Annotated in this window: 18 protein-coding genes; 9 read left to right on the forward strand and 9 right to left on the reverse strand. The window is 44.2% G+C overall.

The features are described from left to right. Nucleotides 1–107 precede the first annotated feature (107 nt). Nucleotides 108–1,232, forward strand: coding sequence for an aminotransferase class V-fold PLP-dependent enzyme (locus AB2J24_RS07780; protein WP_367385059.1), 1,125 nt, complete (start codon nucleotides 108–110; stop codon nucleotides 1,230–1,232). A gap of 44 nt (nucleotides 1,233–1,276) precedes the next feature. On the opposite strand, the gene AB2J24_RS07785 is transcribed toward AB2J24_RS07780, so the two are convergent. The 3 genes from AB2J24_RS07785 to AB2J24_RS07795 all read right to left on the reverse strand — a co-directional run bounded on the left by AB2J24_RS07785 (nucleotide 1,277) and on the right by AB2J24_RS07795 (nucleotide 5,731). Continuing rightward, on the reverse strand, nucleotides 1,277–4,213 hold the full coding sequence (locus AB2J24_RS07785) for a PAS-domain containing protein (protein ID WP_367385060.1): 2,937 nt from the start codon (nucleotides 4,211–4,213) through the stop codon (nucleotides 1,277–1,279). Nucleotides 4,214–4,420: 207 nt separating this feature from the next. Further along, the gene (gene ndk / locus AB2J24_RS07790) at nucleotides 4,421–4,843 is read right to left on the reverse strand and encodes a nucleoside-diphosphate kinase (RefSeq protein ID WP_162651760.1); all 423 of its coding nucleotides are present in this window, start codon (nucleotides 4,841–4,843) and stop codon (nucleotides 4,421–4,423) included. 183 nt (nucleotides 4,844–5,026) lie between these two features. Then, nucleotides 5,027–5,731: a glutathione S-transferase family protein gene (locus tag AB2J24_RS07795; RefSeq protein WP_367385061.1), complete on the reverse strand. Its 705-nt coding sequence runs from the start codon at nucleotides 5,729–5,731 to the stop codon at nucleotides 5,027–5,029. A gap of 66 nt (nucleotides 5,732–5,797) precedes the next feature. On the opposite strand from AB2J24_RS07795, the gene AB2J24_RS07800 reads away from it, so the two are divergent. Together AB2J24_RS07800 and AB2J24_RS07805 are read left to right on the forward strand one after the other, a co-directional pair. After that, nucleotides 5,798–6,598, forward strand: a complete 801-nt coding sequence (locus tag AB2J24_RS07800) for a DUF4344 domain-containing metallopeptidase (RefSeq protein WP_367385062.1) — start codon at nucleotides 5,798–5,800, stop codon at nucleotides 6,596–6,598. A gap of 244 nt (nucleotides 6,599–6,842) precedes the next feature. Further along, on the forward strand, nucleotides 6,843–9,278 hold the full coding sequence (locus AB2J24_RS07805; protein ID WP_367385063.1) for a methyl-accepting chemotaxis protein: 2,436 nt from the start codon (nucleotides 6,843–6,845) through the stop codon (nucleotides 9,276–9,278). A 74-nt stretch (nucleotides 9,279–9,352) separates the two neighbouring features. Here AB2J24_RS07805 and AB2J24_RS07810 read toward each other — a convergent pair whose 3' ends face one another. Next, nucleotides 9,353–10,159: a DUF2189 domain-containing protein gene (locus AB2J24_RS07810; protein WP_367385064.1), complete on the reverse strand. Its 807-nt coding sequence runs from the start codon at nucleotides 10,157–10,159 to the stop codon at nucleotides 9,353–9,355. Between the two features lie 123 nt (nucleotides 10,160–10,282). After that, nucleotides 10,283–11,332, reverse strand: coding sequence for an NAD(P)/FAD-dependent oxidoreductase (locus AB2J24_RS07815; RefSeq protein WP_367385065.1), 1,050 nt, complete (start codon nucleotides 11,330–11,332; stop codon nucleotides 10,283–10,285). 117 nt (nucleotides 11,333–11,449) lie between these two features. Here AB2J24_RS07815 and AB2J24_RS07820 point away from each other — a divergent pair, with 117 nt between their 5' ends. Further along, nucleotides 11,450–13,336: an ABC-F family ATP-binding cassette domain-containing protein gene (locus AB2J24_RS07820; RefSeq protein ID WP_367385173.1), complete on the forward strand. Its 1,887-nt coding sequence runs from the start codon at nucleotides 11,450–11,452 to the stop codon at nucleotides 13,334–13,336. 21 nt (nucleotides 13,337–13,357) lie between these two features. On the opposite strand, the gene AB2J24_RS07825 is transcribed toward AB2J24_RS07820, so the two are convergent. Then, complete coding sequence (locus AB2J24_RS07825; protein ID WP_162651766.1) at nucleotides 13,358–14,011, reverse strand: TetR/AcrR family transcriptional regulator; 654 nt, start codon at nucleotides 14,009–14,011, stop codon at nucleotides 13,358–13,360. 97 nt (nucleotides 14,012–14,108) lie between these two features. Here AB2J24_RS07825 and AB2J24_RS07830 point away from each other — a divergent pair, with 97 nt between their 5' ends. Continuing rightward, complete coding sequence (locus AB2J24_RS07830; RefSeq protein WP_162651767.1) at nucleotides 14,109–14,699, forward strand: NAD(P)H-dependent oxidoreductase; 591 nt, start codon at nucleotides 14,109–14,111, stop codon at nucleotides 14,697–14,699. A gap of 148 nt (nucleotides 14,700–14,847) precedes the next feature. On the opposite strand, the gene AB2J24_RS07835 is transcribed toward AB2J24_RS07830, so the two are convergent. The 3 genes from AB2J24_RS07835 to AB2J24_RS07845 form a co-directional block, all read right to left on the reverse strand. Further along, complete coding sequence (locus tag AB2J24_RS07835; protein WP_162651768.1) at nucleotides 14,848–16,176, reverse strand: diguanylate cyclase; 1,329 nt, start codon at nucleotides 16,174–16,176, stop codon at nucleotides 14,848–14,850. 131 nt (nucleotides 16,177–16,307) lie between these two features. Continuing rightward, nucleotides 16,308–16,757 (reverse strand): DNA polymerase III subunit chi, encoded by a 450-nt coding sequence (locus tag AB2J24_RS07840; RefSeq protein WP_367385066.1) that lies wholly within the window; start codon nucleotides 16,755–16,757, stop codon nucleotides 16,308–16,310. Nucleotides 16,758–16,772: 15 nt separating this feature from the next. Continuing rightward, on the reverse strand, nucleotides 16,773–18,248 hold the full coding sequence (locus AB2J24_RS07845) for a leucyl aminopeptidase (RefSeq protein ID WP_367385067.1): 1,476 nt from the start codon (nucleotides 18,246–18,248) through the stop codon (nucleotides 16,773–16,775). 310 nt (nucleotides 18,249–18,558) lie between these two features. Here AB2J24_RS07845 and AB2J24_RS07850 point away from each other — a divergent pair, with 310 nt between their 5' ends. The 4 genes from AB2J24_RS07850 (at nucleotide 18,559) to AB2J24_RS07865 (ending at nucleotide 24,237) form a co-directional block, all read left to right on the forward strand. Further along, nucleotides 18,559–19,758 (forward strand): LptF/LptG family permease, encoded by a 1,200-nt coding sequence (locus AB2J24_RS07850; RefSeq protein ID WP_367385068.1) that lies wholly within the window; start codon nucleotides 18,559–18,561, stop codon nucleotides 19,756–19,758. Next, a complete protein-coding gene (gene lptG / locus AB2J24_RS07855) occupies nucleotides 19,758–20,849 on the forward strand; it encodes an LPS export ABC transporter permease LptG (RefSeq protein ID WP_367385069.1) in 1,092 nt (363 codons plus the stop codon). The genes AB2J24_RS07850 and lptG overlap by 1 nt, the downstream gene beginning before the upstream one ends. Next, entirely contained in the window at nucleotides 20,850–23,168 is a 2,319-nt protein-coding gene (locus AB2J24_RS07860; protein ID WP_367385070.1) for an LPS-assembly protein LptD, read from the forward strand. 109 nt (nucleotides 23,169–23,277) lie between these two features. Continuing rightward, entirely contained in the window at nucleotides 23,278–24,237 is a 960-nt protein-coding gene (locus AB2J24_RS07865) for a peptidylprolyl isomerase (protein WP_367385071.1), read from the forward strand. Nucleotides 24,238–24,242: the final 5 nt, after the last annotated feature.

Below are 24,242 nucleotides of genomic sequence, written 5' to 3' on the forward strand. Positions count from 1 at the left end.
TTTCTTTTTTTATACTTGCTGCTGGACAGAAGCATTAAATTGCTTTTGTCTGTGTTTTCACATTCATAACATGCGCTTTATCCCGCACCTATTTTGGAGACATATTCATGGCTGGTCTACTTCCTCACATTGACCCTGATGGGCACCTAGAGTTTTCGGTGGTCTTTACTGACCGTTCACTCAATTCCATGTCGAAAAAATATCAAGGTGTCATGAACGACATCTCCGCTTCTATGAAGTCGGTTTATTCTGCTGATGGAGTGGCCATTGTTCCCGGCGGTGGCACTTTTGCCATGGAAGCCGTTGCGCGGCAATTTACAACCGGCAAAAAAGCCATGGTCGTTCGCAATGGCTGGTTCAGCTTTCGTTGGACGCAGATTTTTGAAACTGGTGATATTCCCTCGAACGCAAACGTGATGATGGCCGAACAGTCTCAGGAAAACACGCAAGCGCAATTTTCGCCCTACCCAATTGAAGACCTGGTGAAAGAGATTAAATCTGCAAAACCAGATGTGGTGTTTGCCCCTCATGTCGAAACATCAGCAGGCCTGATTTTGCCAGATGACTACATCAAAAAAGTTGGTGAGGCTGTTCATTCTTATGGCGGTTTGTTCGTACTTGATTGCATAGCATCTGGCTGCATTTGGGTCGACATGAAAGAATGTCATGTGGATGTGCTTATCAGCGCGCCGCAAAAAGGCTGGTCGGCATCTCCCGCAGCTGGTCTTGTTATGTTGAGCGAACACGCAATCGCAGTCATGGCAGATACCCAAAGCACAAGCTTTGCCTGCGATTTAAAAAAGTGGTTTGAAATCATGAATGCCTATGAAAATGGTGGTCATGCGTACCATGCAACTATGCCAACAGACGTACTCTTAGGCTTTCGCGATACCATCAACGAAGTCGAAGCCATCGGCTTTGCAAAAGCCAAAGAAGCGCAATATGAGCTCGGTAAACGCGTGAGAGAGCTATTGAAGTCAAAAGGCTACAAAAGCGTCGCCGCTGATGGTTTTGGAGCCCCTGGTGTCGTTGTGAGCTTTACCACCGACCCTGACATTCAAAACGGCAAAAAATTTGCTGCACAAGGCTTGCAAATTGCGGCTGGCGTGCCCCTTCGTTGTAATGAACCAGAAGATTATAGCTCATTTCGTATAGGCCTGTTTGGGCTCGATAAGTTACAGAACATTGATCGAACCATTGGTCATCTTGAGGCTGCCCTAGACGCGATTTAACACGCACTTTGGAACAAGTTCCTAAAAATATTGTGGCGGTCAGTTTATGCGCTCGCCGCCACATCGGACTTCTCAAACCAAGCCGTTAACTTGTCAGCAAGAGCATCAGGCGAAATTGGTTTGGACAGATAATCATCCATCCCAACCTCGAAGCACTTTTCCATATCGCCCTTAAGAGCATGAGCCGTCACACCTATGATAGGAACTCTTATGCCTTTATCAGCTTCAATTTTGCGAATTTCTTGTGTTGCCTGATGGCCATTCATAATGGGCATAGAAACATCCATCAGAACAAGACTAGGCAAATGTTTTTGGTAAAGTGCAACACCTTGTTGTCCATTGTGGGCGATTTTGAATTTATATCCAACATTTTTCAAAATTTGCGTAAAGACGATTTGGTTTACTTCGTTATCTTCACAAACCAAAATATCTATTTTCGCATCATCTTGAACCCTATCAGCCGAATTCTCGACCACCGCGTCTTTTGCGCTTTTTTTGTCTATCACGACAGGTGGTGTCGCAATCTGACGTGCTGGCACAACATTTGGTTTATTGGAGCTGGCATCTTGCAACACATCAACAATTGTTTTCAACAAATGTGATGAGCGCGTCGGTTTGGTCAGATGAGCCTGAATACCTAGACTTGAGAACAAGCGTCCATTTTCAGTTTGATCAACGGACGTCAACATAATGATCGGTACATCTATATAGCGTGCATCAGATTTAAGTGCTGCAACAACTTCACTACCAGTCATTTCAGGCATTTGAAAATCAAGAATAATGCAGTTAACTTTCAATTTTTGTGTATGCGCAGCATCCATGAAAGCCAGAGCTTCGCGCCCTGAATTAGCAGCGGCACACTCGAACCCCCACGATGCCATTTGTTCTCGCAATATAGATCGGTTGACTTTATTGTCATCAACAACAAGTATCCGCGCACCGGAAACATCCGCTGAATGTTTATCCTGCCTTTGGCTTTCATCGATCCGCAATGAAATTTCAAACCAGAATGTCGTGCCCTTACCATGTTCACTGATTACACCAAAGTCACCACCCATCAAATTTATAAGTGATGAAGCGATAGATAGACCCAAGCCGGTTCCCTCATGCTTTCGCGAGGAGGATGCATCAACTTGAGAGAATTTATCAAATACCTTTTTGACATCTTCCTTCGGGATACCAATACCCGTGTCCTCGATCTCAAATCGTAACTTTTGTATCTTGTCAGGACCAACTTGCCTCAGGTCGCCAACAGCCATTACATTGGCATACACATGCCCTTCTTCTGTGAATTTTACTGCATTCCCCATCATATTAGTGATGATCTGGCGAAGCCGACCAACATCACCAATAACGAAATCGGAGATCTGTGGGTCTATACGCACCAGGAACTCAAGATCTTTTTCGGCAGCTTTAGACGATACAAGTGTCGCCACATCTTCCACCGCCTCAGCAAGTTTAAACGGCGCTGGATCAAGTTCCATTTTGCCAGCATCGATTTTGGAGAAATCTAGAATATCATTGATAATGGTTAGAAGAGAGGCACCAGACTTTACAATCACGTCTGTAAACATCGATTGTTTGGCATCTAATTCTGTTTTGGCCAACAACTCAGCCATGCCCATAACACCGTTCATCGGCGTCCGAATTTCATGGCTCATATTTGCCAGAAACTCACTCTTAGCTCTTTCTGCTTCTTCCGCTTTTTCACGCGCCTGCGACATCTCCGTCACATCGGTGTAAGTTACAATTGCGCCAGAACCTTTGCGAGGTGTAACCTCGGCGAGTAAACTACGGCCAGACGGTGTCAGACGATCAATCTGATATGCAACATTATTGACGAGGCAGTTACGCATCTGCTCAACAGCGGCTTTAGCTTGGTCAGCACCATAATCACCGCGCTTAACTGAGTAGCGGATCATAGCTTCCATGCTACAACCTACTTCAAGTAAATGCGGTGGTACCTCTAATAATATCGCAGCCTTTGCATTGGAAAAGACTATCCTATCTCCATCCAGGACAATAAAGCCCTGTGCCATCTGGTGGGCAGCTTCGTCATGCATCGAATGCAGCTGCTTTGTGCGATTTCTGGCTTTCTCTAATTCAACTTCTCGCTGTTGATCGTCTGTAATATCTGTGAAGGTTACAATCTCACCACCTTCAGGACGGTGCACAACATAAGACTGGATCACACGCCCATTCGGAATATGCGCAATGCTTGAAAGATCTTGCCCATCTTTTATACCCTCTACAAACTCTCTGTAGCTTTTATCTACATCATCGGTTTCACCAAAGTCTCCGCGGGCTATGAGGTATTTCAGATGCCCTTCATAAGGTTTGCCACGAGCTAAAAAGTCTTCGCTTATATCTAAAAATTCATTAGCTCGTTTGTTGCAAAACAAGATCGTTTCACAATCGTGAACCAAGATACCTTGCGCCATAGATTGAGCCGCGGCGTCCAATATTGTGTTTAACTCATGGCTTTGGCTTCTGACATCCTGGAGTTCGGCTTCATAGGCATGATCCATCGTAATGTCGGTAAGTGTAACAATCTCGCCACCTCCAGGTCGTGCCTTTGCGTCGGTCTTAATTGCCAAACCATTTGGAAGTTTAATAACAGTATTACGATCAGTTCCTTCAACCGTATTATTGATGATATATTCTATAAATTCATCAGCATCGTCTATATGACCGAAGTCTCCACGATTGATACGGTATCTAACGAACTCCTTTATTGACTTACCAGCCGCCAAAAATTCTTCTGAAACGTCCAAAATCTCATTCGCGCGCTTGTTGCAAAACAGAATATTTGTCGCATCGTGGACAAAAATACCCTGCGCCATGATTTCTGTCGTATCTTTCCACAGAGTTGAAAGTTTTCGCAGATGTTCAAGCTCTTGCACCTCCGACATACTCAAATCATTACGATTTTCAACGTCAATTGAGGGTACTATATCTTGGGTGTCACGACGATCAGCCATTAGGTCTTTAATTCCTTAGCACTAAGCGTGCGATTAGAGACCATTAGGGTAAATTATATATTACCAAACACTCCAAGCTTTCACCACTAAAATAGGTTTTCTGTGCGTGATGAACTGGTATAACGCTTCTCCAGTTGGCCTGCTGGCAAAAAAAACCGAGGCTGAAACTCAGCCCCGGCTTAATTGACCAAAATTGCTTGAACGCTATTAGCCAACAAGTTCTGTTTCTGAAAACCAGTAGCCGATTTCGCGAGCAGCTGTTTCAGGCGCATCTGAACCATGTACAGAATTTTCGCCAAGTGACAATGCGAAGTCCTTACGGATTGTGCCTTCGTCAGCATCAGCCGGGTTAGTTGCACCCATGATTTCGCGGTTTGCAGCAATTGCATTGTCTTTTTCAAGTACTTGAACAATTGTCGGGCCGGATGACATAAATTCTGTCAGTTCGCCGAAGAATGGGCGTTCGCTGTGCTCTGCATAAAAACCTTCAGCTTCGCGAAGGCTCATCCATACGCGTTTAGAAGCAACGACGCGAAAACCCGCATCTTCAAAACGCTTTGTGATCGCGCCTGTTAGGTTACGCTTTGTTGCATCGGGCTTGATCATCGAAAAAGTGCGTTCGATCGCCATAATAATATCCTTCATTTTGGGAGTATAAAAATCACAGTTAGAAATCTTGGAGCACGGCCATATTGCCTATAACACATGCCTTCGGCGGCTTCTTACCCGCGTTTTGGCCTTTAAACAAGGCCTGCATGTCGATTTGATGACAGATGGTCAATATTGTGAGTAGCCAACCTATCGTTTGCAGGCTTACTTTACCACCAAACTGGCAGCACCTACCTTGCGACCAAGCCCATCATGTAGCTCCAGACAACGCTCAAACCATTTCATAACCAGATGATCGACCGGCAAAAGCGGTTTGACTGAGCAAATCCGCGCCCATTGAAACGCACCAAAGACAATGTAATCTGCAAAAATTGGTGACTCACCACCAAAAAAAGGCTGGGAACGCAGCATATGTCCAAGCGGCTTGATCCGATTAGGAAACTCTGCAAGCCACTCCTCGCGCTCGCCTGTTACTGTGCTGAGTGACCTGCCAAATAAGCCTTCCCGATGCGGTATAAAATACTCCTGATCATCTGAACCCAGCATATTGCCGATCTCTTCAACTGCAACTGTGCTGACGGTTGGGTGGATCATGGTCTGACACCAGCTTTCAACGAATTTGGAAAGCGATTTCCCACCCTCTCCATCAAACAGGCTTGGTTTTTCAGGATATGTTTCGTCCAAATAGAGCGCAATCTTAAAGCTATCACTTACAACTATATCGCCATCGCGGATTATCGGTACGGTTTTACCGAACCCATTTTCTACTTTAGGAACATCAAGGAATGTCGTGGGTACCGATTGAAACTCCAACCCTTTATGAGCCAACGCCATTTTCACCTTCCAGCAATGCGGGCTAAATGGTCGTGATGTATCTTCTCCAACAAGATCGTAGAGCTGAATAGTCATAAATTTACCTCAACAATAAAACTGTTATAGTCTACCCAGCTTTAAACACGAGAGAGGCACATCTCAATGGTATTTCTATCACTTTTTCGGCTAACTGTGCGCATTTATACAATCTTGTTCCTAGTCTTTCTTACAATGTTACCTGCTCATGCTTTTGACCCGCAAAGAGTAACCGAACGTGATAATTATATTATTGGTAACACGCTGCATGTTGCACTCCATGAGGCAGGGCATATGCTGATTGATCAACTCAAGCTGCCTGTTCTTGGGCAAGAAGAAGATGCCGCCGATAACTTCGCAACCATTGCGCTTATCGATCAGGATACTGATTTAGGCGATTTAGCCTTGGCTGATACCGCTCATTTTTGGTTTATGCTTTCAGATAACGCAGAACTGGAGGATGCCAGCTTCTTTGATGAGCACGATCTTGATATTCAACGTGCCTATCGCATTGTTTGCCATCTCGTAGGTGTTGACCCGATCGCATTTGATTACCTCGCAAAAGCCGCTAATCTGGCAGCTGAGAACTATGATACATGTGGCGCGAATTTTGAGTTAACAGCGGATAGTTGGTTCTCAGTTCTGGAACCTAATAAAGCTCCAGACAATCACAGAAATACCTTTCAAATCAATTTTGACAAACCGAAAAGCGAGTTGAAGGAAGCGTATCATATATTGAAACAAGGCGGTGCAATGGAAGATCTGATAACCATTTTAGACAATTATGTAATGCTTCCAAATCCCATACAAATTCACGCAACCATGTGCGGTGAGGAGAATGCATTCTATGATCCAGAAACTGCAACTATTGTGATTTGTTATGAGTTGGTTGAGTTCTATGGGCGTATATTTGATCTAACAAATTGAAATCAACCAAATACAACCCAAAAGAGCTTAAATGAAGTTCAAATATCATTTATACTTGGAACTAGATTCGATTTACATCAATTATTCTACCTAATAGTTCGTGGCAGAGTATTAAGCCTTTATTGAGTACTTTAGCACAAATTTACACTATGAGAGGTCGATTCCCCCCAAAATTTCGACTAGCATGAAGCAATTCTCGGGCTTTTGTTCATGAAATTGATTATTTCTACCGTGAGGTGCGCTCGTGAATATCTCCAAAAAACTACCCGTCGCAGCAGCTATACTGACTTTATTTTCCGTAGGAATTGCAAGCATAGCGGGTTACTTTGTTGCTTCCCATTATCTCTCCATAAAGTCTGATGAAAAACTTCAAGCTATTGCCGATGGTCGGCGAAACCAGATTGAAGGCTATCTCAAATCTGTGGAAACCGATCTGATCAGAATGTCGAATGATGAGAACACAGCCAACGCATTTGTAGGTATGGCATCCTCATGGGGCTTAATGTCGGGAGATAAAACAGCCGAACTTCAAAAACGTTACATTACAGACAACCCTCATCCTGTAGGCGAAAAAGATGCTCTGGAAACCGCTGAAAAGGATACTTATGATAAAGCTCATAAAAAGTACCACAATTATCTACGGGAGTTTGTAAGACATCAAGGTTACTATGACCTGTTCCTGATAGATAACAAAGGCGATATTATATATACAGTCTTCAAGGAACCTGATTACGCGACAAACCTGAAAAATGGCGAGTGGAAAGACACTGGACTTGCAAAAGTCTGGAACGAGGTTATGGCAAATGAGAGCACAGATTTTGTCGCTTCCGATGACTTTGAAAAATACGCACCAACGGCCAATACACCTGCATCCTTTATTGCCAAACGCCTGACTAAAAGAGGACGGCCGCTAGGTACTCTTGTTCTTCAGGTCGCGATCGACCCAATTGCGCAGATCATGGACAATACGACAGGATTAGGTACGACCGGTGAATCATTACTCCTAAGAGCAGACGGTTTAATGATCACAGACTCGAAAAAAACCGACGAGAATGAGTCACTCAATCGAAAACTTGAACTTACCAAAAACCTTCTGGAAAATTCTTACGCCGATCAACCAGTTGATTACATTAACTCTTATCGTGATGAGATGTTCCATATTTCAACCGCTCGAATTGATTATCAAGGTAAAGACTGGATTGCGGCGGCACTTATCGCTGATAGCGAGGTTGTTGCTGGCGCAAACACTATGAGAAATATCATTTTACTTATTTCGCTCGTTCTTATTGGTGGAGCAATGGTAGCGGCATTCCTCTTCTCAAGATCAATCACCAAGCCACTTGATAAAGTCATAGATGACATGAATCATCTGGTTGAGGGTGAAACAAATATTGAATTATCAGGAATTAATCGTTCCGATGAAATCGGCAAGATTTTCAAAGCTGTCTCCGTGTTTCGCGATGCAGCGATTGAAAAGGAGCGCCTAGAGGAAGAAAACGAGGAAAATCGCACCGCCAGCGATCAGGAGCGAAAACAAAACGAAGAAGCAAAAGCACTTGAAGCACAAAAACTTGCAGATGCTGTTGAAGCACTTGCCAGTGGGCTCAAAAAACTTTCAAATGGTGATCTAACGGCAAATATATCAACATCGTTCGAAGGAGAACTGGATAGATTACGCGTCGATTTCAATGATTCTGTGCAGAATCTGAGCCAATCTATGACACGTATTACATCTGTGTCTGCGACCCTTAAAGACAATTCCGGTGAGATTAGCAATGCAACGGGTGAACTTTCCCGCAGAACGGAAACACAAGCTGCATCTTTGGAAGAAACATCGGCGGCCCTCGATGAAATCACCGCGACAGTGCAAGAAACGTCCGAACGCGCAAAAGAAGCTGCTGCTCGTGCTAAGAATGCGCGAGATGATACCGAACAATCAAGTATTGTTGTTAGTAATGCGGTATCTGCAATGGAAGGTATCGAAAAAGCATCTGGTGATATCTCAAATATCATCAATGTTATTGATGAGATTGCTTTCCAAACGAATTTGCTTGCACTCAATGCAGGAGTTGAAGCCGCCCGCGCCGGTGAAGCGGGTAAAGGTTTTGCAGTTGTTGCACAAGAGGTTCGCGAACTTGCCCAGCGTTCTGCCGATGCAGCAAAAGAGATCAAAAGCTTGATCCAAAAATCTGGTGAAGAAGTTTCAAACGGCGTGCTACATGTGCGCGAAACAGGTGAAGCACTGGCAAAAATCTCTGAGCATGTGAATGAAATTGATGGTCAGATCAGTACAATATCACAAGGTGCCAATGAGCAGTTGACGGGCATTCAAGAAGTCAATAATGCTGTTAGTTCTATGGATCAAGTTACGCAGCAAAATGCTGCTATGGTTGAAGAAAACACGGCTGTCACGCAACAAATTGCTGACGAAGTCAGTACACTTACAGGACTGATTGCAACATTCAAATTGAGCGAACAGGCATCCACGCGAGCTGCTCAACAATCTGTATTCGACAAACCGCAACATGAAGCAAAGTCAGTTTCACTTCGCCCGGTTAAAGCCGATGAAACACACTCTGCGAAACCTTCCCCCGTCAAGACATTGATTAGCAAGGCAAGTCGTGCATTTAGCGGCAACGCGGCTCCGGCTGATGACGCTGAGAACTGGGATGAGTTCTAATTAATTAAAGCCGATATAAACTTTGAATAAGGGCGGGGATTACCTCGCCCTTTTTGCATCTTGGCAATATAGGCTCATTGAGCAACATGTTCATCTTTAATAGCGACATCATACAAATGCCAAGTCGCATGACCTAAAATTGGCAATATAAAAATAATACCGATAAAGGCAGGCAAAAGCGCCAAGAAAACCAGAATAGCAATCACGACACCCCAACCAAGCATTACAAGCGGACTTTTTTGAACCGCATCAATGCTTTTGAGCATTGCCGTAATAAAGTCCACTTCCTTGTCGAGCAAAAGCGGCATGGAAATAACAGTAATGCTAAACAACAATGTTGCCAATACGGCGCCAACAGCTGTACCAACGGCCAGAAAGACATATCCGTCTGTCGTTGTGGTTATAACTGTCCAAAAACTCGTTAGCGATGAAATCGAGTGCCACTGCAAAAACACCGCAAACAGCCAGTGAGCAACGAAAATCCAGTTCCAAAAAATAAATAGAACCACGAACGACATCCACCCGAATTCGCGCTTTTGCTGTCGTAACACAACAGTAAAAATTTCACCCCAGGTGAAGCTCTCACCCGTTTTATAACGATGAGACATTTCATAAAGCCCGACCGCGACAAAAGGAGCAATGAGTGGAAACCCGACACCAGCAGGTATAATCATCCAAAGATTATCGTAAACGACAAGGCCCGCCAAAAAAACAAGACCGAACCCAGCATATACTAATCCAAAAAACATGCTGAGCATTGGATTGCGAAAAAAATCTCTGAACCCTGCTGCAAGCGCATCTTTGACATTTTGCGCAGAAACCTTCTGCACTTTGAGGGCTCTCACCCTTAGCATTCTCGGTGTAATTCCAGATGACGACATATTTCCCTCCCATATTGCCGCTTATAAGAAGTATGCAATGCAGCCTCCCAACCACATTGCAAAACTACTATACCAATGTTGATGATCGATATATTGATCTGGATCAAGCAGAAACTGTAGAGATTATTCTTGGATTTGGGCTGTTATAATCATCGCAACTTCAGGTGCAGCAATAAAGCCCGGATGCATGACAGCAAGATAAAGGTTTTCGATATCAGTTGCACGACCCACCAATGGATTTTCCGGCCAAGGCCTATTGCCAATACCCACGGATTGAACTCGCGCTTCATTGAGGTGCGGAAACATTTCCGAGGCCCGTTGAAGCGTATTCTCACCAACTTTTACTAGGTCGGCTTCACTCTGCCCCGCTTGAACCGATTCTGCAAACGCTAATTGCCCGTTACCAACTTCTCTCATTTCAAAATCAGGGCCTCTGATTATTGGTTTAATTCCACCCTGATATTTGCCTTTGATAGCAGAAGTTTTAATAAGAGCAGCAGGTGAAGCTTTTATCTGCGGGATCGACGTTACATCTTTTAAAAATTGTTGGCTTTGCGTCCCGGCAGCCACAATGACAGCATCTACGTTTTGATACCTTCCAGCAACCATAACGCCAGCTATCTTGCCAGAGCGAACATCAAGCCTCGTTACATCATACTCATAAACCGCATTTACACCGCGCGATTTAGCTGCGCCAAGAAGTGTTTTAGTGACATGAATGGGATCGAGTGCCAAATCTCTGGTTGAAAAGACTGCACAACCGGGGACCTGTTGAGCCAATGAAACTTTTTTCTTAAACTCATCTGGCCCAAGAAGCTTAACGTGACCTCCAGCATTTGCGTGCAGTTCATACAACGACTTTGTTTCCTCGAACGATTTCCTCCAGAATATTGAACCATATTGATGACCATATAACATACCACCGAGCATTTCGTTGAGCGCTTGATAATGTTCAAATGACCTTTGGGCTAAGCGATACAATTCTGGCGAAGCATGAGGATCAATATTGATAGAGTTTATCCATCCAAATGAATGTCTTGTTACACCCGATCCACATTTATTCTGAGCTTCAAAAAGCGTAACATCCATACCGGACTCAGCAAGATAAAAAGCAGTTGTTGCGCCCATAATCCCAGCACCAATGACGACGACTTTGGGTAATGACCGCTGCACATAGACCTCTTTTACTATCCGTCTGCATCTATACAAAATAGATGTAATGATCGTGTGACATTGTCAATCATAAACTTTCCGCTTGCATTCGTATCAGCTCCCTATAAAAGCCATGCCATGCTTACCATTACAGACCTTACTGCTCGCATTGCCGGGCGCTTGTTGATTGAAAATGCCTCTGTCACGCTCCCGACCGGGATGAAAGCGGGTATTGTTGGCCGCAATGGAGCGGGTAAATCAACGCTCTTTCGCGTTATCACTGGTGATCTTGGCGCTGAAACGGGCGATATAAGCCTGCCGCGCCAGTGCCGCATAGGCCAGGTTGCGCAAGAGGCACCATCAACTGAAGATTCACTAATTGATGTCGTGCTATCTGCCGATAAAGAACGCACCGAGCTGATGCTCGAAGCTGAAACCGCGACGGACCCGACCCGTATTGCTGACATTCAGATGCGATTATTCGATATTGATGCACATTCTGCCGAATCCCGCGCTGCATCTATTTTGGCTGGCCTTGGGTTTGATCAAGCGGCACAAGGGCGACCAGCATCAAGCTTTTCTGGTGGTTGGCGCATGCGTGTTGCACTTGCTGCGATTTTGTTTTCACAGCCTGATTTGTTGCTGCTTGATGAGCCTACCAACTATTTGGACTTGGAAGGTACGCTTTGGCTTGAAGCCTATATTCGCTCTTATCCTTACACGGCCATCATTATCAGCCACGATAGAGATCTGTTAAACAATGCATGTAATTCGATCATCCATCTCGATCAGAAGAAGCTGACGCTTTACAAAGGTAACTACGATCAGTTTGCACGCCAAAAGGCGGAACAAGATATCTTGCAAGAAAAGGCGCACGCAAAAAACGAAGCTGCACGTCAGCATTTGCAAAAATTTGTTGATCGTTTCAAAGCCAAAGCAAGCAAAGCCAAGCAAGCACAGTCTCGCGTCAAGGCTTTGGAGAAAATGGGAACTGTGGCCTCGGTTGTCCAGAGCAATGTTTCTCAGTTTAATTTTCCTAATCCGAAGAAACCTGTCTCATCGCCAATTATCAAGCTTGATAATGCATCTTGCGGCTATGAACCCGGCAAGCCAATCCTAAGTGATATTACTTTACGGATTGATGCTGATGACCGGATTGCGCTTTTAGGTATGAACGGTAATGGCAAGTCGACATTTGCAAAATTGATTTCGGACCGCCTGCAAAATCAAACTGGTGAACTTGTCCGTGTCACGAAACTGAATATTGGTTTTTTTGCCCAGCATCAGCTTGATGACCTTCACGCCGGTGAAACACCTGTTGAGCACGTTCGTGCGCTTATGCCAGATGCACCAGAGGCAAAAGTTCGGGCACGTGTTGCTGCCATGGGCTTAACGTCTGAGAAAATGGGTACCGTTGTTGAAAAGCTATCGGGTGGCGAGAAAGCTCGTCTCTTAATGGGGCTCGCAACATTTGACGGCCCTCACCTTTTGATCCTCGATGAGCCAACCAACCATTTGGACATCGATAGCCGCACAAGCCTTATTCAGGCGCTGACGGACTATGAAGGTGCTGTGATCCTCATTAGCCATGATCGCTATTTGATTGAAGCCACGGTAGATCGCCTCTGGATCGTCAACAATGGCACCGTATCAACTTATGAAGGCGATATGGATGAATATCGTGATTTAGTTGTTGGCGGCAAAACCAAGGCCAAGAAAGCTGAAAGTGATGCTCCCAAAAAACTGTCTAAGGCTGAGCAACGCAAAAAAGCAGCGGCAGCGCGCGAGAAATTTAAACCTCTTAAACGCAAGGTGACCGAGATCGAAAACAAAATCGAAAAGGTCGAGACCAAAATTGCCAAGCTCGATGAAGAACTGGCTGATCCGGTGATTTATGAAAAAGATCCTGATCGCGTGGCGCAAATTACGGCTGAGCGTGGGGATTTTCTCAATCAAGTTACTATTTTGGAAGAAGAATGGACAACACGTTCAGAAGAATATGAGGCAGCACTCGCATCTGCCTAAATGCGGGGCGTTATAGCTCAATCACCGATCAACATGTTCGTCTATAAGTTTATCTATTGCGGGGCTTAACATATGAGACTTACAGCTCTCAATGAGCGCCAATGCTTCTCGTTCTGATAATGCGATGGCCTGCCGCACAGTCATACCAATGATGGATGTGAACAGCTGCGCCATGCGAACAGCCTCATCTGGTGGAAAATTTGGCATGACCCTCAAAATAACATCTTTTAACGATTGCGTATGATGAAGCATGTCTTCCTCATCTATGTAGTGCAGCTGTGGATCTGACTGAACAGCTTGCCAAATGGCACGGGTTCCAGGAACAGTTTGAAAAAACTCGTAATAGCTATCCATCATCTCATAGACCGCCGGCTTAAGCTGATCAATCTCCGCAACATGCCCAAAAACATCGCTTACGCAATCCTGCCCTTCACAATTAAACCGCTCTGCCAAGGTCGCGACAATCGACGTTTTATCAGGAAAATATTGATAGAGCGATGCTATAGAAATCTCTGCAATTTCAGCAACTTGGTTCATTGTAACAGCATCAATCCCCTTCTTGCTAATCTGCTCTAAAGACACCTCCAATATTCGCTCAAACCTAATGCGGCTACGCTCTTGCACCGGTTGTTTGCGCGGCAATATTCGATCTGATGTACGTTCTGCTTCTGACAAATTCATCTCCATTTGATTCAGTTCATTGACAATCACACAAACATGAGTATATGTCACGTTTATAAACATAAGCATTACTCACGTTTTGGAAATTAACATGACAAAAAAGATATTTATTTGGGTCGGACACCCTAATACATCCTCCCTTTGCGCATCGCTTGCTGACAATTATCAACAAGGCGCACAAACTGCGGGCGCTGAAATAAGACGGATGAATTTAAGCGAAATGACTCTTAATGCAGAGGCCTTTAAAGGATATGATGGCAAACGGCTTGCACTTGCTCCTGACCTAAAGGAATGGCAAGAAAACTTGTTATGGGCAGACCACGTCTTGTTTGTTCATCCATATTGGTGGGCGGCTATGCCGGCGCAGGCAAAGGCGGTTTTGGACCAAGGACTATTACCGGGATTTGCATTTAAATATCATGACAAAGGAGTGGGTTGGGACAAATTACTAAAAGGACGAACGGGTGATGCCATTATTACGTCGGACACCCCGCCATGGCTTGACACAATATACTACCGCAAGCCCGGGCGGCGCGTGATCAAAAATCAGGTATTTGATTTCGTTGGCATTAAACCGAAGGCCATCGTCCAATTTGGATCTGTCAAATTCAACGGAAGTAAAAACATTCCAAAATGGCTGGATCGCGCAACTAAAATGGGCGCGAAAGCAGCTAACAGCTAGATATCCTGCAATCGGCGTTCAAAATTGACAATCCGTAATTTACATAAACAAACTCCGCGAAAAGGCCCTATCCCTTTCGCGGAGTTCTTCACCTGCCCTATCAGGTAACCTTACCGGCGGCACCCTTTAAGAATATAGTCGGGTTTAATTACGCAGTACGCTTTAGTGTATTTTCTGGTTGGGAAACAACCTGATTGCGTCCACCCGCTTTCGCTTCATGCAAATATACATCAGCAACATTTAAAATAGAATCGATTGTCTCGTTTGGTGCAAATTGGGCTGTGCCCATCGATGCTGTAATTTTAATTGTTTTTTTGCCTAAAGTTATCGATGTGGCAGCAATTTTTTCCCGAATCCGCTCGGCCAATTCATTTGCAGCAGCTAGACCACCATGAAGCAACACAACACCAAACTCTTCGCCACCCAAACGTGTCAATATCTGACTGCTATGATCGACCGCTGAATTAATAACGTCAGCGACAGTCTTCAAGACATAATCACCTGCGGCATAACCACATTTATCATTAATAGATTTAAATTTATCCAGATCTATCATCACGACCGAAGGCACCTGCCCCGCGGCATGTGATTCTTGAACCAATTCAGCACCATCACTAAAGAGGAAGCGACGGTTATATAGCTCTGTTAGAAAATCACGATAGGCCATGCCATTAAGGCGCTTGGTTAGCCGGACCGTTTCAACATTTTCACTCACACGCCACTGGAACTCTTCCGCTGCAAAAGGGCGCTGCATAAAGTCATTTGCACCAGCCTTTAGAAATTGCGCCGACATCAAACTATTGCCCGTTGATGAAACACCCAAGATCCGCATATCTTCGCTATAGTTACCCTTGCGAGCGAGTGAGACGAATTCATCTCCATTCATTCCCGGCATATTGTAATCTGTGACGATCAAATCGAACTGATGCCCTTGCTCCAGCAAGTGCAATGCCTCTTTGCCACTGAACACGGCGTGAACGTTGTAGAGTTGCGGTTCGAGTAGGCCAACCATAACAGCTTGTGTTGTTTTCTGGTCATCAACAACCAGAACACTGGAATAGCGGTTGAGCAATGCTTTACGAGCTGTTTCAGCCAATATTCGAGCAGAATCTGGATTGTCTTTCACCACATAATCAATAACTCGACGGTTCAACATGCGATCACGAACTTCTTCCGAGAACGTGCCTGTAAATACCACCGTGGGAATATCACGAGCCAGAAGTTCATCCATTGCTTCGCCATTTGGAGCACCAGGCACATTCAAATCTGTAAGTGCCACTTCGTATTGGACACCTGATGTGACCGCATCAAGCACTTCTTGATAACTTGCACAAATCGTGACGTTTGCGCCAAAAGTTTTATCAAGCTGATCAAAAATAATTTGCTGATAAGTACGTGAATCTTCAACAAGAAGAATGTTTATGTCACTAAATTGATTGAGACCGTTTGGTCCGCGGCTGTCTTTTCTAAAGGACATAAAGTCTCCCGAGTGCACCTTTAATCTTGGTGTGAGATTTCTACAAAAGACTTACTATGTTATTAAACTTTTACGTAAATTCTAATGGATAAACATTCCAAACAGCCTCAAAGGTCTCATTTATAAAGATGTTAGGCCTTTTTAACCCACCGACGATCGGGGGTTTGTTGCCAGTAAGTTTTTTCCATTCCACTCTTTGAAAAAGCCTTCCACTGAGCGCGTGCACGTTCTAATTGCTCTTGGTCATGACCATCGAACATATAAACAATTCTATCGCATTCATCTGCATTGGGCTCTTCGCCCATATCTACAACAAAGCGAACTTGTGCATTATTTGCACTATCACCTAATGTGGTGAGCAAAACTGGTTGCAGTTCTGCATTTTCATCGCCAGCCTTGCCATGAGCTAAAAAACTGTCTTCACGATAGGTCCAAAGATGATTGTCAAGAATATCTAATCGCTCTTCGGACCCACAATGAATACAAGCTTTCCAGCCACGCGCGATGCTTTTTTCCAAAAGCTGCGGCAGCGTATCTTCAAGCCTTGTTTCTGTTAGATGATAGAAAAGTATTTCTGCCATTATGTAATTTGTGCATTATTCATAATTCTGTTCAACCAACTGATTTAACAATCGAACCCCGAAACCTGAGCCCCAAGATGTGTTGATATCCGTTTTTGGCGATCCCATTGCTGTTCCAGCTACATCCAAGTGCGCCCAGGGTGTTTCACCCACAAAGCGTTGCAAAAACTGAGCTGCCGTGATGGAACCGGCATGGCGCCCACCGGTATTCTTCATATCAGCAAATTTACTATCAATCATTTTATCGTATTCTTTATCCAGCGGAAGGCGCCAAACACGTTCTCTGGTATTTAAACCCGCCTCACTGATTTGATCTGCCAACTCATCATTGTTAGAAAATAATCCAGCATGATGATTGCCAAGAGCCACCAGAACAGCGCCAGTTAGTGTAGCTAAATTGATCATGAATTGCGGATTAAAACGTGTGTTGCAATAATGAAGCGCATCGCACAGGACAAGGCGTCCTTCTGCATCAGTATTAATCACCTCAATAGTCTGCCCGGACATGGACGTGACAATATCACCAGGGCGCTGGGCTTTTCCATCAGGCATATTTTCAACAAGACCGAGAATACCGACAACATTTGTTTTGGCTTTCCGCATAGCAAGCGTTTTCATCAAGCCAATAACAGCGGCAGCACCGCCCATATCACCCTTCATATCTTCCATACCGCCAGCAGGCTTGATGGAAATACCACCCGTATCGAACACGACCCCTTTTCCAACAAATGCAATTGGTGCTTCTGATTTTTTCCCACCATCCCAGCGCATGATTGCAAGACGGGGAGGACGCTCGGACCCTAAAGAAACACCCAATAAGGCGTTCATCCCTAACTTGCTCATTTGTTTTTCAGTGAGAATTTCAGTCTTAATACCAAATTCTTCGAGCGCCTTAGCTTCTGCTGCAAATTCCACAGGTCCGAGTGTATTCGCTGGCTCGTTGACCATGTTGCGCGCTAAAATCACACCCTGAACAATAGCATCCTGTTCAACAAAACTCTTCTTAATTTTCAAATGATTTACGTCAACAATCTTTATCTTGCGAACTTTGTCGGCACCTTTTTTTTTAGTGACCGTCTTATACTGATCAAAGTCATATGCGCGTAATGTTAAGCCGGCTGCAAGATGAGCAATGAGATCTTCACTCTGACCTTCGCTTGCGGAATTCGTAAAAACATTGACCTTTTCAGCGGTGCCTATTTTTGCGCAAATCTGCCCACCTAGATTGAGCCATTGGTTCACCTCATCAAGTTCACCATTTCCAATACCAACCACGAGAACTTTGCCGTAATTTGAACCATCCGGCGCTATGAATGTGAACGATTCACCTGATTTTGCAGAAAAACCTGCGAGCTTGGCTGCTTTTGAGATCAGTTTATCATCAGCAATATTTTCAATATCAGCAGGATACTCATCAACTTTATCGACAACAAAAACAGCTAAATCACAGGCAGTTTTTGATGTTTTGCTGAAAGTTAGATCTATTTTCATAATGTTTGCTCTCCAATTACCCAATTTTGCTTCTTAGGGCTGCGATTCGTGGTTTATTTATGTACTTAGCGCAGTTAGGATGTCTTTCACAGAGCGTCGCAGGTATGCGTATTATTTTGTGAACGAAAAGAGTAATTTATTAACCACATTTATTTGCTAAATATTACCCATTATTTGATCATATGATATAGTGGTATGGTAAGTTTAGTTTACGTCTCCTCTCTTATTTCTTCTCACTACCGAAATGAGCCGAGAACGCGTTTGACTTTAGTGGGACAGTAACAATTTTGTATTTGGGACGAATTAAAATATGAAGCAGATAGAACGCTACATATTTGGGCGAATTGCCTCGCTGACCCTATTGTCACTCTCTGCGATTACCATTCTTGCACTCACAACACAGATTTTAATAAGAGTTGATGTTTTAACAACGTCGAACAGTGCCCTCCTCACATTTTTCAAACTATCTCTGACCCTCGTTCCTGAAGTCGTGCTTGCCGTTGCCCCATTTGCTCTGCTTGTTGGCATTGGCCGGATTTTGACAACCATGAATGAAGACAGCGAACTCGTGGTTATTGAAGCCTCAGGCGCGTCAAATATATTTATTGCAAAACCTATTATTTTATTCTCAGTATTGTTAGGCATAGGCCTTCTATTGGTCGCTAACTTTGCTGGACCGAAAGCAAATCGAAACCTCTATTCCATTCTATCTGGTTCGAATACAGATATTATCTCTCTCGCCATATCATCAGGAAAATTCCGCAAGATTGAGAACGGTCTTTACATTCAAGTAGCAGAATCACTGCCAGGTGGTGGCATGGGCGGGATCTTCTTATCCGACCGCCGCGATCCATCGGCTGAACTGATATATTATGCCAAAGTTGGCACATTAAAGAAAACTGATAACGCCAACTTGCTTGTCATGAATGATGGTGAAATTCACCGCAGCGCGGCGGGCGCCGAGCAAGTTTCTGTGGTTAATTTCAAATCCTATGTCCTTGATATGGCATCATTTATCCCTAGCACAGAAAAAGGCGACCCGCTTCCCAAAGAGTTATATCTACCGGAATTACTTGAGCCTGACACCACAAATTCGAACTATGAAAGTCATCGTTTATTTTATAATTATGAAATTCATTTTAGATTATCGAGCTGGCTTTACACTATTGCATTCGGAGCGATCATGGCTGCTTTTTTGGCCAATGCTCAATCGAACCGCGCTCAACATTTTCAAAGAATTGCATCCGCAGTGATTACGTGCGTCATCGTGCGCGTCATTGCGGGTATTATTCTTGAAAACTCCAAAACATCAGTCTTCGCGGGTGCTTTAAACTATATATTCCCAATTTTTGTTACGTTGTTATTCATGCTTCAAATCTATGCGGGTTATAGTTTGAAGCTTCCCAAATCTGCACAAAACTTAATTGATCGATTACAGGAACGCATCACAACAATATTTGAACGTCGTACAAAACCTACTTCACAAACCAAAAATAACGGGGCCGTTTGATGATCCTGTTTGGCGTTCTATCGAGATATATTGCAAAACGTTACCTGTTTAGCTTCACAATGAACCTTATTGCAATCAGTGCCTTGATATTTGTTGTTGATTTTGGAGAAACGGCTCGACGTTTTTCTAATGTTGCAGGATATTCTGCTGATATCGCCGCGTTTTTATCCCTCTTGCGGATACCTGTACTTATCCAGATATCCATTCCATTTATGGTGCTCATCGCGACAATCTCAACGCTTTTAAACCTTAGCAAAAAATACGAACTGGTGATTGCAAGGGCAAGCGGGTTGTCTGCTTGGCAATTTTTGTTGCCTATCATTGTATGTAATCTCGTGATTGGTGCTCTATCGATTACAACACTCAATCCATTGGGGGCTTATACGGCTCGTCTAGCGGATGAAATCGCAACGTCAAACGGCTTCGGCGATACATTTAGTTCCGGTCAGGAAAATCCACCCTGGCTAAGACAGACAACATCCGAGGGTACGACAATCATTGGCGCGCGCAGCCAGACAGATAACGGTCAGCTCCTCAATCAGGTTACTTTTCTTCGTTTAGATGCAGATGATATAATTTCAGATCGGGTTGAAGCAAAGCAAGCAAGACTTTCTGATGGTTATTGGCGACTAAATGATGTGAGTATTATCAAAAATGGCGAAGCTGCTAAAAAGACAGCGATACTAAAAATTAAAACGAATTTGCAGCCGGAATTTATTGAGGAGGCATTTTCTTCAGCTGATTCTGTTTCATTTTTTGATTTGCCAACCAAAATTGATGCAGCTAATTCTTTTGGTTTAAAAGCAAGCAGTTACATCACTAAATTTCATCAATTATTGGCACTTCCGGCGTTTTTGGTGGCCATGACATTGATCGCAGGCATGGTTTCCCTCACATTTGTGCGCTTTGGGCAGTCACTTTATGCGATTATGGGTGGAATCCTTGCCGGGTTTCTGCTTTATGTGCTTTCGGAACTTATATCGGCCTTCGGTGAAGCAGGTGCAATTCCACCGATAGTGGCGGCTTGGATTCCTGTCATTATCGCATCAACAATTGGAGGCACAGTTTTGCTTCACAAGGAGGATGGTTAGTTGAGTATTGAGTACCACAAATCAATGTGGAAAATAACCAGCGCTCTAAAAGCGGGGGGTATTGCAACGCTTGTCGCATGCGCTGCAATTGCGCCTGCCATTTCGCAAAGCTTGACGTCTGGCGATTTAACTGGCCCTACCGTTACGGAAGACCCTCGGCTTATCTTAGTCGCGGATGAACTTATTTATAATCGCGACCAAGATTTGATTACGGCAAAAGGTGGTATTCAGCTCGATTATGGCGAATACCAACTCGTCTCTCGCAGCATCGAATATAACCAGACGACCGGACGGGTCCGCGCTATAGGTAATGTTGAGCTATTAGAGCCAAATGGCAATCGCATTTATGCTGATGAATTGGATATCACTGACGATTTTGCCGATGGGTTTGTACAGGCTCTTCGCGTCGAAACACCCGATAACACACGTATTGCGGCTTCAAGTGCTGATCGTAGTGATGGCGAAGTTACGGTTTTCCATGATGGCGTTTATACCGCCTGCAAAACATGTAAAACAAAGAAAGCAAGCAGACCGCTCTGGCAAATCAAAGCACGCAAAGTCATTAGCAATGGCAAGAGCAAAACAATTCGTTTTGAACGACCTGTTTTTGAAGTCGCTGGTGTTCCGCTTATTCGGCTTCCTTCTTTTACCATTCCCACGCACAACTCCAAGCGTAAGAGTGGTTTTCTGCCGCCAAAGTTTGGCTACAGTAGCAAGCTCGGTTTTGAAGCACGAGTACCATATTACTTTGCGCTTGCACCCAATATGGATGCGACCGTCACTGCAAGTGGCTTTTCCAAAACAGGGTTTATGACTGAGGTCGAATTCAGACAAAAATTCAGAAATGGGCAATATACGTTAAAACTTGCTGGTGCGCATCAAGGCAATCCACGTCAATTTGACACTGTTGCAGGGCGAGCAACAACAGATGGTGCGGAAACACAGCGCGGCTTCATTGCTTCTAAGGGTGAATTTCAGATAAACCCTAAATGGAAATTTGGTTGGAATGGCATGTTCCAAACAGATCAAAACTTTGCCAATACCTACACGATTGATGGTTACAGTAGCACTCGCCAAACCTCGCAAGCCTATCTGACTGGCCTAGGCACAACGAGTTATTTCGATCTTCATGCCTATAAATTTGACATTCAGTCAGACACAATTGGTGATATATCAGAAAAACAACAAGCAATCGTTCATCCAGTTATCGATTACACGCGCATATTCTCTGATGGCGTCACAGGCGGTGATCTAAAGCTAACACATAACAGCCAGTTTTTATCACGTGACCAGCAAAAAGTCGTTTCCGGACGCACAGAAGGCCTCGACGGCTCTAATGGCCGCACCACAACTGAAATTGAGTGGAAAAAACAAATCATCACCGAAAGTGGATTGGTCTTCACACCCCTATTAGCAGCGCGTGGTGATTATAATAGTTTTGATGTGAATACCGCTCCTGCGGGTCTTGCAAGCGGCACAAGCGCGACACGTGGTATGGTGACTGCAGGCTTGGAAGCTAAATATCCATTGTTAGTTAGCGCGGGTTCATCCAGTCATGTCATAGAACCAATCGCACAAATTTTTGCGCGAAATGACGAGCGGCTTTCAGGTGGACTGCCGAATGAAGATGCTCAAAGCTTTGTCTTTGACGCATCGAACCTGTTTGAACGTGACAAATTCTCCGGCTTTGACCGAATAGAGGGTGGAACACGTGCAAACATCGGCATAAGGTATGCTGGTTCATTCTCAAATGGTTTCACAACAAGTGCAATTTTCGGCCAATCGTTCCATCTTGGTGGCAAAAACTCATTTGCACAAAGTGACCTTACCGGTGCCGGAGCAGATTCTGGGCTTGAAACAGATCGCTCTGATTATGTTGGAGCCTTTACGCTTGATAGCGGTAAAGGAATATCCCTAACTGCATCAGGCCGATTTGATAAAGATAATTTTGATGTGAATCGTTCATCATTATCTGCGAACTTTAGCACCGATAGACTACAGACCAGTCTGAGTCATTCGCGCATCAAGGCACAAACAGGATATGGATCATCCACTGATCGTGAAGAGATTAGCGGTAACGCTTCACTAAAACTGACTGATCATTGGCGAGTGTTTGGCAACACAACATATGATCTTGATGCAAGCAATTTTACAACATCAAGAGCTGGCATCAAATATGATTGTGATTGTTATTCTTTCCAAAGCACTTACGAACATAAACATGCAACAGCGACATCTAAAGCGGAATGGAGCGTTGGGTTTAAAATGAATTTCAGGACTTTAGGAAGCGTTGAAGCGCCAAGCATTAGCATAAAATAACAGACTTGGGACGATCTAGGGTTTCCAATGATGCCTTAATTTGACCCCAGACCCACAATAGATATAAAAATATGGGAAGCTGGACCAGGTGAATATAAGGGCATTGTATATGATAACCGTAAAACAAAGTAACATGATGTCAAAATCAATAATTTTTACACTAGCTGCTATATGTATGGCTGTTTTCTCGATAGCAGAACCAAGACTAGCCGCGGCAGCAAGCCAGATCAAAATTATTGTCAATAAACAAGCCATTACCAACACTGATTTATCCCGTCGCGTAGCGCTTTTGCGGCTGCAACGACGTGGAGGAAAGTTATCATCCGTTGCACGCGAAGAACTTATTGAACAGGCATTGAAAACCCAAGAATTGCAGCGCCTTAGGGCGAGCCCCAGTCAAAGAGAAGTTGATGCAGCATTTTCTCGTTTCGCATCAGGTAATAATCTATCTGCAAAGAGAATGTCATCTATTTTAGGGCAAGCAGGCGTAACGGCGAAACACTTCAAACAATTTATTGCAACACAAATTGGCTGGGGTAGAGTTGTTAGTGCACGATATGGCGGTGGTCAGGCTGGACGCATGAGTACACAAGACCTCGTGTCAAAAATGCTTGAACGTGGTGATAATAAGCCAACGACCAATGAGTATATCCTGCAACAGGTGATTTTTGTTGTTCCCCAATCAAAGCGCAGCAAATCAAACCTTGGCCGTCGCAATAGCGAAGCGAAGAAATTACGCGCGCGCATTCAGTCTTGCGACACGACAAAGTCTCTAACAAAGGGTCTTAAGGATGTAACGGTTAAAAACCTTGGTCGGTTTTTACAGCCTGAACTCCCGCCTGAATGGTCTCCGCTTATCACAAAAACAAACCCGAATAAGCCAACACGTACGCGTGTGACTGAAAAAGGTGTTGAGTTCCTGATCGTTTGTTCATCTCGCAGTGTATCAGACGATGTTGCAGCTGAGATGGTGTTCCGTGCGGAAGAACAGAGCAATCCGCAAGATGATGCAAATAGCAAAAGATATCTTGCCGAACTTCGTAAACGTGCAGTGATCATCAAAAAATAGCCGTA

This window comes from Lentilitoribacter sp. EG35, assembly GCF_040784015.1.
Classification (GTDB): Bacteria; Pseudomonadota; Alphaproteobacteria; order Rhizobiales; family Rhizobiaceae; genus Lentilitoribacter.

Bases quoted from the DNA above. Each gene is read 5' to 3' on its own strand.
- AB2J24_RS07835 (WP_162651768.1), bottom strand. From the start codon at position 16,176: ATGTCCTTTAGAAAAGACAGCCGCGGACCAAACGGTCTCAATCAATTT.
- AB2J24_RS07865 (WP_367385071.1), top strand. From the start codon at position 23,278: ATGATAACCGTAAAACAAAGTAACATGATGTCAAAATCAATAATTTTT.
- AB2J24_RS07840 (WP_367385066.1), bottom strand. From the start codon at position 16,757: ATGGCAGAAATACTTTTCTATCATCTAACAGAAACAAGGCTTGAAGAT.
- AB2J24_RS07780 (WP_367385059.1), top strand. From the start codon at position 108: ATGGCTGGTCTACTTCCTCACATTGACCCTGATGGGCACCTAGAGTTT.
- AB2J24_RS07795 (WP_367385061.1), bottom strand. From the start codon at position 5,731: ATGACTATTCAGCTCTACGATCTTGTTGGAGAAGATACATCACGACCA.
- AB2J24_RS07850 (WP_367385068.1), top strand. From the start codon at position 18,559: ATGAAGCAGATAGAACGCTACATATTTGGGCGAATTGCCTCGCTGACC.
- AB2J24_RS07845 (WP_367385067.1), bottom strand. From the start codon at position 18,248: ATGAAAATAGATCTAACTTTCAGCAAAACATCAAAAACTGCCTGTGAT.
- AB2J24_RS07830 (WP_162651767.1), top strand. From the start codon at position 14,109: ATGACAAAAAAGATATTTATTTGGGTCGGACACCCTAATACATCCTCC.
- AB2J24_RS07800 (WP_367385062.1), top strand. From the start codon at position 5,798: ATGGTATTTCTATCACTTTTTCGGCTAACTGTGCGCATTTATACAATC.
- AB2J24_RS07785 (WP_367385060.1), bottom strand. From the start codon at position 4,213: ATGGCTGATCGTCGTGACACCCAAGATATAGTACCCTCAATTGACGTT.
- AB2J24_RS07810 (WP_367385064.1), bottom strand. From the start codon at position 10,159: ATGTCGTCATCTGGAATTACACCGAGAATGCTAAGGGTGAGAGCCCTC.
- lptG (WP_367385069.1), top strand. From the start codon at position 19,758: ATGATCCTGTTTGGCGTTCTATCGAGATATATTGCAAAACGTTACCTG.
- ndk (WP_162651760.1), bottom strand. From the start codon at position 4,843: ATGGCGATCGAACGCACTTTTTCGATGATCAAGCCCGATGCAACAAAG.
- AB2J24_RS07820 (WP_367385173.1), top strand. From the start codon at position 11,450: ATGCTTACCATTACAGACCTTACTGCTCGCATTGCCGGGCGCTTGTTG.